Below are 13,252 nucleotides of genomic sequence, written 5' to 3'. Positions count from 1 at the left end.
CCTCAGAAGAAGGCCAGGCCAACCTGGAATAGACGTTCCACTTCGGCAATGCGCCGCTTATCGACCAGGAAAAGGATCACGTGATCGTTGTTTTCGATCACAAGGTCATCATGGGCGATCAGTACTTCACTGCCGCGAATGATGGCACCGATGGTGGTGCCCGGCGGCAGATCGATTTCTTCGATGGCACGCCCCACTACCTTGGAGCTGCGTTTGTCGCCGTGTGCAACCGCCTCCAACGCTTCAGCGGCACCGCGACGCAGTGAGTGCACGGCCGCGACATCACCGCGACGCACGTGGGTCAGCAGTGCACCGATGGTGGTCTGCTGCGGCGAGATGGCGATATCGATCACCCCACCCTGTACCAGATCCACGTAGGCCGGGTTGTTGATCAGAGTCATCACGGTACGGGCACCCAGTCGCTTGGCCAGCATCGAGGCCATGATGTTGGCCTCGTCGTCGTTGGTCAGGGCGCAGAAGACATCAGTGTCCTCGATGTTTTCCTCGACCAGCAGGTCGCGGTCGGAGGCGCTGCCGTGCAGCACGATGGTGTTATTCAGGTCACGCGCCAGCCAGTTACAGCGATCCAGGCTGCGCTCAATCAGCTTGACCTGGTAGTCACTTTCCAGTGATCCGGCCAGGCGAGCCCCGATGTTGCCGCCACCGGCGATCATGATTCGCTTGTAGGAGCGGTCAAGACGGCGCAACTCGCTCATCACTGCACGAATGTCGCGACGGGCGGCGATGAAGAATACCTCGTCATCGGCCTCGATCACCGTATCCCCCTTCGGGATCATCGGGTGGTCCTGGCGGAAGATCGCGGCCACGCGGGTATCGATATTGGGCATGTGTGAGCGCAGGAAGGAGATCTCGCGGCCCACCAGAGGGCCTCCATAGTAGGCCTTGACCGCTACCAGCTGGGCCTGGCCAGAGGCGAAGTCCAGTACCTGCAGGGCGCCCGGATACTGGATCATGCGCTTGATATGCTGGGTCACCAGCTCCTCAGGGCTGATCAGAACATCGACCGGGATCCCCTTCTCACCGAACATGGCATGGTCGCGCTGCAGGTAGTCATGTTCACGCACGCGGGCGATCTTGGTCGGGACGTTGAACAGTGCGCGGGCCACCTGACAGGCGGTCATGTTGACCTCGTCACTGTTGGTCACGGCGATCAGCATGTCAGCGTCCTGCGCGCCGGCCTGCTCCAGCGCACTTGGATAGGACGCCTTACCTTCGATGGTGCGAATATCGAGCCGATCCTGCAGTTCACGCAGTCGGGCACTGTCGGTATCGATCACGGTGATGTCGTTGGCTTCGTTGGCCAGATGTTCGGCCAGAGAACCACCGACTTGGCCCGCGCCCAGAATGATGATCTTCATGCGTTCGAATCGTCCGTCGCTTTGTTCAGGGTGGCCTTGTCCAGAACGGCCTTGTCTAGAACGGCATAGTAGAAACCGTCATGCCCTTTGACCTGTGGGAACAGCTGGCGGCCAAAGGGGCGGGCCTCGCCCCACTCCGCCTCGATCGGCTGATGGCGGGCATCGTCGTGCTGGCGCAGGAAACGCTCAATGATACGCTCGTTCTCCTGGCTGAAGATGGAACAAGTGGCGTACACCAGGCGCCCGCCTGGTTTCAGCATCTGCCACAGGTTGGTCAGGATGTTGAGCTGCACCTGTGCCAGTGCCGCGATCTCGTCACCCCTGCGCAGCCACTTGATATCGGGGTGGCGGCGGATGACACCGGTGCCACTGCAGGGGGCATCGACCAGAATGCGATCGAAGGCGGTGCCGTCCCACCAGTCCTGGCTGCTGGCATCGGCAGTCAGGACGCGGCATTCCAGTTCCAGCCCCAGGCGCTGCAGGTTGTCTGCGATGCGTTGGGCACGGGCCGGTTCGAGCTCAATGGCCAGCACTTCCTGCAGCCTGGGTGTGGCTTCCAGCAGGTGGCACAACTTGCCTCCCGGTGCCGCACAGGCATCGAGAATGCGTTCGCCGGGCGTGGCTGCCAGCAGCTCGGCGGCCAGTTGCGCCGCTTCATCCTGAACGCTGAGCTGGCCAGCGGTAAACCCGGGAATGGCCGCCACATCCATCGGTTCGGCCAGGGTCAGTCCTGCTTTGCTGAAGCGGCAAGGCTCGGCCTCGATACCGGCGTCGGCCAGTTGTGCCAAAGCCTGATCGCGTGACTGCTGGCGCTCATTGGCCCTCAGGGTCAACGGCGCCTGCTGGTCATTGGCGCTCAGGATGGCTTGCCAGTGGTCCGGCCAGTTGTGGCTGAGCTTGTCGATGAACCATTGAGGATGGTTCCACGTGAAACATGGATCATCGGCCAGTGCCTGCTCCAGGGCGTCCCGCTCGCGCTGATAACGGCGCAGTACGGCGTTGAACAGCTTCTTGGCCCAGGCCTTGTTCAGCGTCTGGGTCGCTTCAACGGTTTCATGCAAGGCGGCGTGGGCCGGAATGCGGCTGGACCTGAGCTGCCAGAGCCCGACCAGTAGCAGCGCTTGCAGGTCCATGTCCTGGGGCTTGAAGGGCTTCTTCAGCAGTTTGCCTGCCACTGCCTGCAGGCGGAACAGCTCGCGCATGCTGCCGTAGCAGAGCTGCTGAAGCAGCGCTCGGTCCTGGGGAGGGCAGTGCTCCAGGGCATCGGGCAGATGGGTGCTCAGGGAACCATGTTGGCGTAACAGCGGCGCCAGTACCCCGGCTGCGAGGGCGCGAATGTTGATCGGATCAGCCAAGGCGAACTCCCGGGGCAAAACGCTCCTTGTGCGCATTAAGCAGGGTTTTGACCGGCTGGGCTTTGCCGCCGGGTAGCTGGAGCTGGGTCAGGCGGAGACAGCCCTGTCCGCAGGCGATGCTAATACCGTCGCCATCGGCCGCCACAATAGTGCCTGGCACGGCGTCAGTGTCTGCCGGGTCAATTTCGGCCGACCAGATGCGCAGGTTGTCCTCGGCGAGACGAGTAAAGCAGACCGGCCAGGGGTTGAAGCCACGTACCCGGCGCTGGATCTCTGCCGCCGGCAGGCTCCAGTCGATCTGCCCTTCCTGTTTTTCAAGCTTGTGGGCATAGGTGGCTAGATCGTTGTTCTGGGGCTCCGGCGTCAGAGTGCCGGCGGCCAGTGGTGCCAGGGTGTCGACCAGCAGCTGAGCACCGAGTACCGCCAGACGGTCGTGCAGCGTGCCGCTGGTATCAGAGGCCTCGATGGCGCATTCAGACTTACTCAGCATGTCACCGGTATCCAGGCCGGCATCCATCTGCATGATGGTGATGCCGGTGGTGGCGTCACCGGCCAGCAGTGCGCGATGGATGGGAGCGGCGCCCCGCCAGCGCGGCAGCAATGATGCATGCACATTGATGCAGCCGAGCCGAGGTGTGTCGAGCACGGCTTGCGGCAGCAACAGGCCGTAGGCCACTACGATCATCAGGTCGGCATCGAGATCCGCGAGAATCTGTTGCTGTTCGCTGTCCTTGAGGCTGAGCGGCTGGTAGACCGGCAGGTCGTGTTCCAGGGCCAGTGCCTTGACCGGGCTGGGGCGCAGCTTGCGCCCGCGGCCTGCGGGGCGGTCGGGCTGGGTGTAGACGGCCACGACCTGATGCTCGGTGTTCAGGACAGCCGCGAGGCTCTCGGCGGCAAATTCCGGGGTGCCAGCAAAGACAATGCGCAGAGGGGTATCACTCATCAATCGGGACTCCATACAAAAACAGGCTTGCCTGCGCAAACCTGTTTCGGATCATGCCAGCGCCACTCAGGCCTGGTGGTGAGCTTCAAGCCGGTGCTTTTTTTCCAGCTTGGTGCGGATGCGGTTGCGCTTCAGTGCGGTCAGGTAGTCGACAAACAACTTGCCGTTCAGGTGGTCCAGTTCATGCTGGATACACACTGCCAGCAGGCCTTCCGCTTCCAGTTCGTAGGGCTCGCCGTCGCGACCAAGCGCCTTGAGCAGGATGCGGTTGGGGCGTTCGACATCTTCGTAGAAGCCCGGTACCGACAGGCAGCCTTCCTGCATCTGCTCCAGCTCATCCTGCAAAACGGTGTATTCAGGGTTGATCAGAACCAGCGGTTCGCTCTTGTCTTCCGAAATGTCGATCGTGACCACGCGCTTGTGCACATTGATCTGGGTGGCGGCCAGGCCGATGCCCGGGGCGTCATACATGGTCTCGAACATGTCGTCGACCAGTTGGCGGATCTCGTCGTCGACCTGCTCTACCGGCTCGGCGATGGTTCTTAGACGCGGATCAGGAAATTCAAGAATATTGAGCTTGGCCATAGGTATCTGCTTTTTCGGGCGGTAAAATCCGCCCCTTGAGTGGCAAAAAAAATCAACTGCCATCATTATACTGAATTACTTGTCTAATGCATTTCTTTGCAGGCCATGAGCACGTGGAAACGGCGGGTTGTCTGAGGCCATAATCGTACAAGGGAGCTGAACAATGAGAGGATTGCTGTATGGCGTGGTTGGCGCCTGCCTGATGCTGGCGGGAATCGCCTCCGCTGCCGAGCGCGCAGACCGGTTGAAGTTGCAGGAAAACCACCCGACCGAGTATGTGGTGGTCAAGGGCGATACCCTTTGGGGCATCTCAGGCCGTTTTCTGCAAAGCCCCTGGCGCTGGCCAGAGGTATGGAACGTAAACCCGCAGATCGACAATCCTCACCTGATCTATCCGGGTGACCAGATCTACCTGACCTGGGTCGATGGTCAGCCGCGACTTGGCTTGCGCCGTGGTATTCGCAAGCTGAGCCCCCAGGTACGCGTGCAGACATTGGCCCAGCCGGTGCCGGCGATCCCGCTGCGTGATATCGCCAGTTTCCTCAACGATAACCTGGTGACTCAGGGCGATGAGCTTGCAGCGGCGCCGTACGTGATCGGTGGTCGTAACGAGAGCATCATTGCAGGGGCCGGCGATCGTGTTTACGCCCGTGGCACCCTGATCGATGAAGAGGTCGAGCAGCAGACGCTGTACCGCCCGGCACGTGAGTATACTCATCCGGTTACCGGTGAATTCCTGGGCTATGAGCTGTACAAGGTGGCTGACGTTGCAGTGGCGGCGACCGAGGGGGATGTCATCACCCTGGATCTGCACAAGACCCGTGAAGAGGTGCGTGCCCGCGACCGTCTGCTGCCCAGCGGCTCTGAGCGGATCCAGTCCGTTTTCCATCCGCAGCCGGGTGGCGAGCTCAGTGACGGTGTGATCATCGATGTACTGGGTGGTGTGGCTAAAATTGGTCAGTTCGATGCTGTCGCGATCAGTGCCGGCGAGTATGAAGGGCTGGAGCCCGGCGATGTGTTTGCCATCTTCAAGAAGGGCGAAGCGGTCAAGGATCCGGTCAACGGTGATATCGTCGAGCTGCCGTCGGAGCGTGCCGGTGAGCTGATGGTGTTCAAGACCTTTGATCGTGTCAGTTATGCGCTGGTGATGAAAGCGACCAATGTGATCTCGGTCGGCGACGAACTGCGCGTACCCTGATTCACTAACTCAGGACTTCGATATGAGCGATCCAAGGGAATGGATCGCAGCCAGTCTGTTGCCGGGCATTGGCCCGGTGACGCTGGCGCGACTCCGCCAGGAAGGCACCGATATTCCTCGCCTGCTCAGGGGCGAAACCGCCCTGCCCCAGAATTGTCGGCTGCGACCGCAGACGCTTGCTGCACTGCATGAGTATCAGCGTCATGGTGAGCTGTATCGACAGGCGGAAGCCCTGCTGGCCTATGCCGAGACCGAGCAGCTGCATTTGCTGCCCCTGCCCCATCCCGACTACCCCGAATTGTTGCGGCAGATTGCTGACCCGCCCCTGGTGCTCTGGATCAGGGGGGATCCCGGTGTGCTGAGCTTGCCACAACTGGCGCTGGTGGGTAGCCGCAAGGCCAGTCGCGAAGGGGGGCGTCTGGCCTACGAATTCGCCACTGCGCTGTCGGCTTCGGGCGTGATACCGGTCAGTGGCTTGGCGCTGGGCATCGATGCCGCGACGCATCGCGCCTGTGTTGATCGGCAGGCGCCCACGACCGCAGTGGTGGGCACCGGGCTGGATCAGGTCTATCCTCGGCGACACCAGGCCCTGGCCGCTGCGATTGTTGAGCAGGGTGGCGCCATCGTCTCCGAATATCCGCCCGGTACGGCGCCATTGCCTGGCAACTTCCCCAAGCGTAACCGGATCATCAGCGGCCTTGCCGTGGGTACCCTGGTGGTGGAGGCGGCTCTGCGCAGCGGTTCGCTTATCACGGCCCGACAGGCGTTGGAGCAGGGGCGCGAGGTGTTTGCCATACCCGGCTCCATCCATCATCCGCTCAGTCGGGGCTGCCATGCCTTGATTCGAGAAGGCGCGATTCTGGTTGAACAGGTTGATCAGATCATTGAGCAGCTGGGCTCACTGATGGGGTCCCTGTTAGTGGCTGGAGACGTTGCCAGTTCGGTTGAAGCCCCGCCCCCCAGTCCGCTGTTGCAACAGATTCCTTTTGACAGCATTTGGCTGGACTCGTTGGCAGTAGAACTCGAGTTGCCAGTGGCCGAGTTGCAGGCAACATTGATGCTGCTGGAACTGGATGGCTATATTGAACTGAGTGGTTCACGGGTACGCCGGTTGCGCTAGGAGCGCTGGAAACTCTGTCTGGCGATTCGCCGCTCGACAGGTGGGGAATTTTCATCCAGTGCTTGCTATAATTGCGCCCTTTCCTTTTTTCCGGCCAAGCCGGAAGCCAGACCGTACGTGTAGTGGCGGCGCCCTTGCCCTGCTGCGCAGTCAGAGTGATGACGGGAGTAACAGATGAGTGCAAAAGTGGCGATCGTGATGGGTTCGCGTTCGGATTGGCCCACCATGGAGGAAGCGGCCGGAATCCTCGATACCCTGGGCGTTGAGTACCACACTGAGGTGGTGTCTGCGCACCGGACGCCGGACAAGATGTTCCGCTTCGCCGAGCAGGCCGCCGATAACGGCTACAAGGTGATCATCGCTGGCGCCGGTGGCGCGGCCCACCTGCCGGGCATGATCGCGGCCAAGACGCTGGTGCCGGTACTGGGTGTGCCGGTACAGAGCAAGGCGCTGAACGGTCAGGACAGCATGCTGTCGATCCTGCAGATGCCGCGTGGCGTGCCGGTCGGTACGCTGGCGATCGGTGGTGCCGGTGCCTTCAATGCCGGCCTGCTGGCGGCACAGATGCTGGCGACTGAAGACAAGGCGCTGGCTCAGCGCCTGGCTGACTGGCGCCAGGCTCAGACTCAGACTGTTCTCGATAATCCCGATCCGCGAGGTTGATTGCCATGCTGCCACGAATCGTCGTTGCCGGTAACGGTCAGTTGGGCCAGATGCTGCAGCAGGCCGGTGCGCCCATGCAGCTTGACGTGATGCCGGTGGATCCGAATGGTGATATCGAACTGGGCCTGCGTCCGGATGATGTCATCACCGTCGAAATCGAACACTGGTCCGACAGTGTCAGCGGCCTGCAGCTGAAGCAGCACCCGAACTTCCGCAACAAGGTTGCCCTGCACATGGTGATCGATCGCCAGCGCCAGAAGGCACTGCTGGATCGCTTGCAGGTACCGACATCACCCTGGGTCAGTCTGGAAGATGGTGACCTGAATGCGCAGCTGGAATCAGTTGCCGACAAGGTGATCGTCAAGCGCCGCCGTGGCGGTTATGACGGCCGTGGACAGTGGCGTTGGCAGAAAGGCGACCAGGCGGAAGCGGAATGGGCCGGTGAGTGCATCGCCGAGGCGATGATCCCGTTCAGTCATGAAGTTTCCCTGGTCGGCGCGCGCAATGCCGCCGGTGAGAAGGTGTTCTACCCGCTGACCCGCAACTGGCATGAAAACGGCATCTTGCGTGCCAGCGTGGCCAACCTGCCGGTACCGGCGGAGCAGCAGCAGAACGCCGAAGAGTGGCTGGGGCGCATCATGGATGACGAGGGCTACATCGGTGTCATGGCGATGGAGTGCTTCGTGGTCGATGGCAAGCTGCTGGTTAACGAGCTGGCGCCCCGCGTGCATAACTCAGGACACTGGACCCAGGAAGGCTCGGCCATCAGCCAGTTCCAGCTGCACCTGCGCGCGCTGGCCGACCTGCCACTGATCACCCCACCGGTGGATGGCGTGTCGGTGATGTACAACCTGCTGGGTCGAAACTGGAAACCCGAGTGGCTGCAGGTGCCGGGCGTGCACGTGCACTGGTACGGCAAGGAAATTCGTCCGGGCCGCAAGGTCGGTCACGTCAACATTTGCCGCCCCGATGTGGCCTCGCTGATCGACAGCCTCAAGGCGCTGCAGGCGCTGGTCGATGACGAGGACAAGATCGCATTCGAATGGAGCCTTGCCCAGCTGCAGGGCTGATACGCCTGTCACAAGACTTTCCACGGAGCCGCGGCTGAGATGCTGCGGCTCCCTCTTCCCTTTCTTCGCGGTGGTGTACACATGAATCACTGGCAACTCAAGGAAGCGGTACGCTGCATCAATGGCGGTGGTGTCATCGCCTACCCGACCGAAGCGGTCTGGGGACTGGGGTGTGATCCTTACAACCGTCAGGCGGTACAGCGGCTGCTGGAGCTGAAGCGACGTCCCGAGCACAAGGGACTGATCCTGGTCGCGGCGAATGAATCCCAGATCGAGCCTCTGCTGGCCCCGTTAAGTGATGAGCAGCGCCAATGCCTGCGCGACACCTGGCCCGGCCCGAATACCTGGCTGCTGCCGGATCCGAAGAACCTGATCCCGCGCTGGGTCAAGGGCTGTCACAGCCCGGTGGCTGTGCGAGTCAGTGCCCATCCGCTGGTACAGGCACTGTGCAGGGAATATGGTGGCCCCCTGGTATCGACGTCAGCCAACCGCAGCGCGGCCGAGCCGGCAAGGTCAAAATTGAAAGTCAGTACTTACTTCGGTGCTGAGCTCGATTTTATATTGCCGGGTGAACTTGGTGGCCTGGACAAGCCTACAGTGATTCGCAATATCCTCGATATGCAAACGATCAGGGCGTAGTAAGTATTCGCTAACTTTGATGGAGAGAGATTATGTCGGCACCTGATGCACAACTGGTGAAACAATACCTGCTTGACCTTCAGGATCGCATCTGCGCCGCCCTCGAGCAGGCAGATGGCGAAGGTCGTTTTGTCGAGGACAGCTGGGAGCGAGCCGAAGGTGGTGGTGGTCGCACTCGCGTGATCAGCAAGGGGGCGGTGATCGAGAAAGGCGGGGTCAACTTCTCCCATGTACACGGTGATGCCCTGCCCGGTTCGGCGACGGCACACCGTCCCGAGCTGGCCGGTCGCAGTTTCGAGGCGATGGGTGTCTCCCTGGTAATCCACCCGCATAACCCCTATGTGCCGACTTCCCATGCCAATGTACGTTTCTTCATCGCCGAGAAGGAAGGCGAGGAACCGGTCTGGTGGTTCGGTGGCGGTTTCGACCTGACCCCTTACTACGGTAATGATGAAGACTGCCGTCACTGGCACCAGGTGGCGCATGATGCCTGTGCGCCCTTCGGTGAGGATATCTATCCGCGCTTCAAGCAGTGGTGTGACGACTACTTCTACCTCAAGCACCGCCAGGAACCGCGCGGCATCGGTGGCCTCTTCTTCGACGATCTAAACGAACTGGGCTTCGATAAGAGCTTTGCCCTGATGCAGTCGATCGGTGACGCCTATGTGCCGGCGCTGCTGCCGATCATCGAGAAGCGCAAGGACACCCCTTATGGTGAACGCCAGCGTGACTTCCAGTTGCACCGTCGCGGCCGCTACGTGGAGTTCAACCTGGTCTGGGACCGCGGCACCCTGTTCGGTCTCCAGTCCGGTGGTCGTACCGAGTCGATCCTGATGTCACTGCCGCCGGAAGTACGCTGGGACTACGACTGGAAACCCGAGCCGGGGACCGAGGAAGCGGTGCTGTACGAACGTTATCTGCAGCCGCGCAACTGGCTGGAGGTCTGAGATGGCGGATCGCTATGCCGTGTTCGGCAACCCCATTGCGCACAGCAAGTCGCCGCAGATCCATGCCCGCTTTGCCGAGCAGACCGGACAGGCACTGACGTACACGGCCGAGCATATCGAGGAAAACGACTTCGAGGCAGCGGTAGAGCGCTTCCTGCAGGGCGACGGCAAGGGACTGAACATCACCGTGCCATTCAAGGAGCGGGCCTGGGCCTTGGCGCAGTGGCGCAGCGAGCGTGCCGAGCTGGCCGGTGCGGTGAATACCCTGTATCGACTGGACGATGGCCGATTCGCCGGCGACAACACCGATGGTATCGGCCTGGTGCGTGATCTGGCAGACAACAACGGTGTAATGCTGAACGGTGCTCGGGTGCTGGTGCTCGGTGCCGGTGGTGCCGTGCGCGGTGTACTCCAGCCGCTGCTGGCGGCCGGGGTGAACTCCATTCTGGTCGCCAACCGCACGGTCGCGCGTGCCGAGACCCTGGCCGAACTCTTTGCCGAGGATGGCCGGGTGCAGGCCTGCGGCTTCGATCAGGTGCCCGCCGAGGCGTTCGACCTGATTGTCAACGGTACCTCGGCCAGCCTGCAGGGCGAGCTGCCGCCGGTGCCGTCAGCAACGGTTGGTGCCAACACTGCCTGTTACGACATGATGTACGGTACCGAGCAGACCCCCTTCTGCCGCTGGGCCAGCGAGCTGGGTGCGGCCCGGGTGATCGATGGCCTGGGCATGCTGGTGGAACAGGCGGCCGAGTCCTTCCGTATCTGGCGCGGTGTTCAGCCTGACACGGCGCCGGTGATCGCGGCCATGCGCGCGGCCCTCACAGCCGGCTGACAGGTTTCATCAAGGCGTCAGGCTCTGGTGCTAGCCCACTGAATCTGAACGCCTTTTTCCATGCTCTTTGGCACTGGCGCCTTGCATCCGGTAAATGCGAGGCGGTATAACAGAGACACACCCTCTGTTAGTGGAGTACGCGCATGGACAAGCATCTGCCACTGGCGCCTGCGGCGCTCTATCGTACCTGCGACCCTGAACTCCTGCCTTTCAAGACCACCGAATCCCTGGAGCCCTTTGCCGGTTTCTTCGGCCAGGACCGTGCCATCGAGGCGATGGCGTTCGGCATCGGCATGCAGCGCCCCGGCTATAACCTCTTCGTCATGGGTAACCCGCATACCGGCCGTTTCTCCTTCGCCATGGAGAGCCTGAAAGCGTCCGCCAAGAAGCAGAGCAAGCCCAGCGACTGGTGCTATCTGAACAACCTCAGCGACAATCGCTATCCGGTGGTGCTGGAGTTGCCCGCCGGCCGGGCCGGTCAGCTGAAACGGGATATCCGCCACCTGCTCGACAGTGTGCTGGCCGAGCTGCCGGCGGCCTACGAGAACCCGGCCTACCAGCGCATGAAGAGCCAGATCGAGCGTGACTTCAATCGCCATTACGATGACGCGCTGAACCGGGTCGAGCGCAAGGGACGTGAGTACAGCATTGCCGTTTATCGGGATGGTGCCAATGTGGGCTTTACCCCGGTGGCCAACGGCCAGGCGATGGATGAAGCGGCCTTCTCCCAGCTGCCCGAGGACGACCGCGATGCGATCCAGGCACATATCTCCGAGCTGGAAGAGATGCTCAACGACAGCCTGACCGGGCTGCCGGTGTGGCGCCGCGAGGCCGCCGAACAGATGAAGGTGCTGGATCGGGAAACCGCGCGCCTGGCCGTGGAGCCGCTGATCCAGCCGTTGCGTGACAAGTACGCCAATATCGGCGGCATCGTCGACTACCTCAAACATATCGAGGCCGACCTGATCCGCAACGCCAGTGATCTGCTCGGCGAGGATGGCGCACTGGAGGGCAAGAGCGACGTGGTGCGCCGCGAGTACCTGGAGCAGAACTACGGACTCAACCTGCTGGTCGACAACCACAAGACCAAGGGTGCGCCGGTGGTGTTCGAGTCCCACCCCAGCTACGAAAACCTGTTCGGCCGGGTCGAGTACATCAGCGAGATGGGCTCTATGGTGACCAACTACACGTTGATCCGATCCGGTGCCCTGCATCGGGCCAACGGCGGCTATCTGGTGCTGGAGGCGGAAAAGCTGCTGGAGCAGCCGTTCGTCTACGCGGCGCTGAAGCGGGCGCTGAAGGCACACGAGATTCGCATCGAGAATCCGGTCAACGAGTACACCGGCATCAGCACCATCACGCTGAGTCCCCAGCCGGCCAATCTCAAGGTCAAGGTGGTACTGGTCGGTGAACGGGATACCTACTACCTGCTGCAGGAGCTGGATCACGACTTCGAGAAGATGTTCCGCGTGGTGGTCGACTTCGACGAGGATGTGCACCGTACGCCCCACTCCATTCGCCAGTATGCGCGCCTGATGAAAACCCTGGCCAGCGAGGAAAACCTGGCCCCGCTGACCCGCCGCGCGGTGGCCCGGCTGGTGGAACACAGCTCGCGCCTGGCTGGTGATCAGGACCTGCTCTCGGCCCATGTGGGGGAACTGGTGGACCTGCTCTGTGAATCCGACTTCCGCCGGCGCGAACAGAATGATGCCCTGATCAACGCCGACCATGTGGAGCTGGCGCTGGAGGCCAAGGAGCGCCGTACCGGGCGGCTGTCACAGAAGATTCTGGAGAGCATTCTCAACGAGACGGTGCTGATCGATACCGACGGCGAAGCCATCGGCAAGTCCAACGGCCTGACTGTGCTGCAGGTGGGCGACGTCTCCTTCGGCAGCCCGGCGCGGATCACCGCTACGGTACATCCGGGCAACAAGGGGATCGTCGATATCGAACGTGAAGTCGCCCTGGGGCAGCCGATCCACTCCAAGGGCGTGCTGATCCTGTCCGGCTTCCTCGGCCACACGTACGCTGGTGACTTCCCGCTGGCGCTGTCGGCCAGCCTGGCGATGGAGCAGTCCTACGGTTACGTCGACGGCGACAGCGCCTCCCTGGCGGAGATCTGTACGCTGATCTCCGCCCTGACCCATATCCCGATCCGCCAGCAGTACGCCATTACTGGCTCGATCAACCAGTACGGTGAAGTGCAGGCGATAGGGGGCGTCAACGAGAAGATCGAGGGCTTCTTCCACCTGTGCAAAACCCGCGGTCTGACCGGTTGGCAGGGCTGCATCATTCCGCGCGCCAATGTGCGGCACCTGATGCTCAAGGATGAAGTGGTACAGGCCGCGGAGGATGGCATGTTTCATATCTACGCTGTCTCCAGTGTCGATGAATGCCTGGAGATTCTGATGGGCCGCGCGGCAGGTGTGCGCAAGGAGGACGGTCACTTCACCCAGCGCAGCATCAATGCCCAGGTGGTGAAGCGGCTGCGTGAGCTGGCCAAGGCCAAGGCGTGAGTCCA

At 61.7% G+C, this 13,252-nt stretch carries 12 protein-coding genes; 8 read left to right on the top strand and 4 right to left on the bottom strand.

Annotated elements, in window-relative coordinates:
• Window positions 1–2 precede the first annotated feature (2 nt).
• From trkA to def, 4 genes are all read right to left on the bottom strand, one after another.
• Window positions 3–1,379, bottom strand: a complete 1,377-nt coding sequence (gene trkA, locus ABD013_RS16835) for a Trk system potassium transporter TrkA (protein ID WP_343808689.1) — start codon at window positions 1,377–1,379, stop codon at window positions 3–5.
• Window positions 1,376–2,734, bottom strand: a complete 1,359-nt coding sequence (gene rsmB / locus ABD013_RS16830) for a 16S rRNA (cytosine(967)-C(5))-methyltransferase RsmB (RefSeq protein ID WP_343808686.1) — start codon at window positions 2,732–2,734, stop codon at window positions 1,376–1,378. Before rsmB ends, trkA begins: the two co-directional genes overlap by 4 nt.
• The gene (fmt, locus tag ABD013_RS16825; protein WP_343808683.1) at window positions 2,727–3,677 is read right to left on the bottom strand and encodes a methionyl-tRNA formyltransferase; all 951 of its coding nucleotides are present in this window, start codon (window positions 3,675–3,677) and stop codon (window positions 2,727–2,729) included. Before fmt ends, rsmB begins: the two co-directional genes overlap by 8 nt.
• A gap of 66 nt (window positions 3,678–3,743) precedes the next feature.
• Entirely contained in the window at window positions 3,744–4,262 is a 519-nt protein-coding gene (gene def / locus ABD013_RS16820; protein WP_343808680.1) for a peptide deformylase, read from the bottom strand.
• A 163-nt stretch (window positions 4,263–4,425) separates the two neighbouring features.
• Here def and ABD013_RS16815 point away from each other — a divergent pair, with 163 nt between their 5' ends.
• From ABD013_RS16815 to ABD013_RS16780, 8 genes are all read left to right on the top strand, one after another.
• A complete protein-coding gene (locus tag ABD013_RS16815; RefSeq protein WP_343808677.1) occupies window positions 4,426–5,460 on the top strand; it encodes a LysM peptidoglycan-binding domain-containing protein in 1,035 nt (344 codons plus the stop codon).
• Between the two features lie 22 nt (window positions 5,461–5,482).
• On the top strand, window positions 5,483–6,580 hold the full coding sequence (gene dprA, locus ABD013_RS16810) for a DNA-processing protein DprA (protein ID WP_343808674.1): 1,098 nt from the start codon (window positions 5,483–5,485) through the stop codon (window positions 6,578–6,580).
• 174 nt (window positions 6,581–6,754) lie between these two features.
• Entirely contained in the window at window positions 6,755–7,243 is a 489-nt protein-coding gene (gene purE, locus ABD013_RS16805; protein ID WP_343808671.1) for a 5-(carboxyamino)imidazole ribonucleotide mutase, read from the top strand.
• Between the two features lie 5 nt (window positions 7,244–7,248).
• Window positions 7,249–8,313: a 5-(carboxyamino)imidazole ribonucleotide synthase gene (purK, locus tag ABD013_RS16800; protein ID WP_343808668.1), complete on the top strand. Its 1,065-nt coding sequence runs from the start codon at window positions 7,249–7,251 to the stop codon at window positions 8,311–8,313.
• 81 nt (window positions 8,314–8,394) lie between these two features.
• Window positions 8,395–8,952 carry an L-threonylcarbamoyladenylate synthase type 1 TsaC gene (tsaC, locus tag ABD013_RS16795; protein WP_343808665.1) on the top strand — a complete coding sequence of 186 codons (558 nt, stop codon included), beginning with the start codon at window positions 8,395–8,397 and terminating at the stop codon, window positions 8,950–8,952.
• A gap of 32 nt (window positions 8,953–8,984) precedes the next feature.
• The gene (hemF, locus tag ABD013_RS16790; protein WP_343808662.1) at window positions 8,985–9,899 is read left to right on the top strand and encodes an oxygen-dependent coproporphyrinogen oxidase; all 915 of its coding nucleotides are present in this window, start codon (window positions 8,985–8,987) and stop codon (window positions 9,897–9,899) included.
• A gap of 1 nt (window position 9,900) precedes the next feature.
• A complete protein-coding gene (aroE, locus tag ABD013_RS16785; protein WP_343808659.1) occupies window positions 9,901–10,731 on the top strand; it encodes a shikimate dehydrogenase in 831 nt (276 codons plus the stop codon).
• A gap of 143 nt (window positions 10,732–10,874) precedes the next feature.
• On the top strand, window positions 10,875–13,247 hold the full coding sequence (locus ABD013_RS16780; RefSeq protein ID WP_343808657.1) for a Lon protease family protein: 2,373 nt from the start codon (window positions 10,875–10,877) through the stop codon (window positions 13,245–13,247).
• Window positions 13,248–13,252 lie beyond the last annotated feature (5 nt).

Source organism: Marinobacterium maritimum (genome assembly GCF_039523155.1).
GTDB lineage: Bacteria > Pseudomonadota > Gammaproteobacteria > Pseudomonadales > Balneatricaceae > Marinobacterium > Marinobacterium maritimum.
Note: the sequence above shows the minus strand (reverse complement) of the source record. Positions and strands in the feature narration are given on the sequence as shown.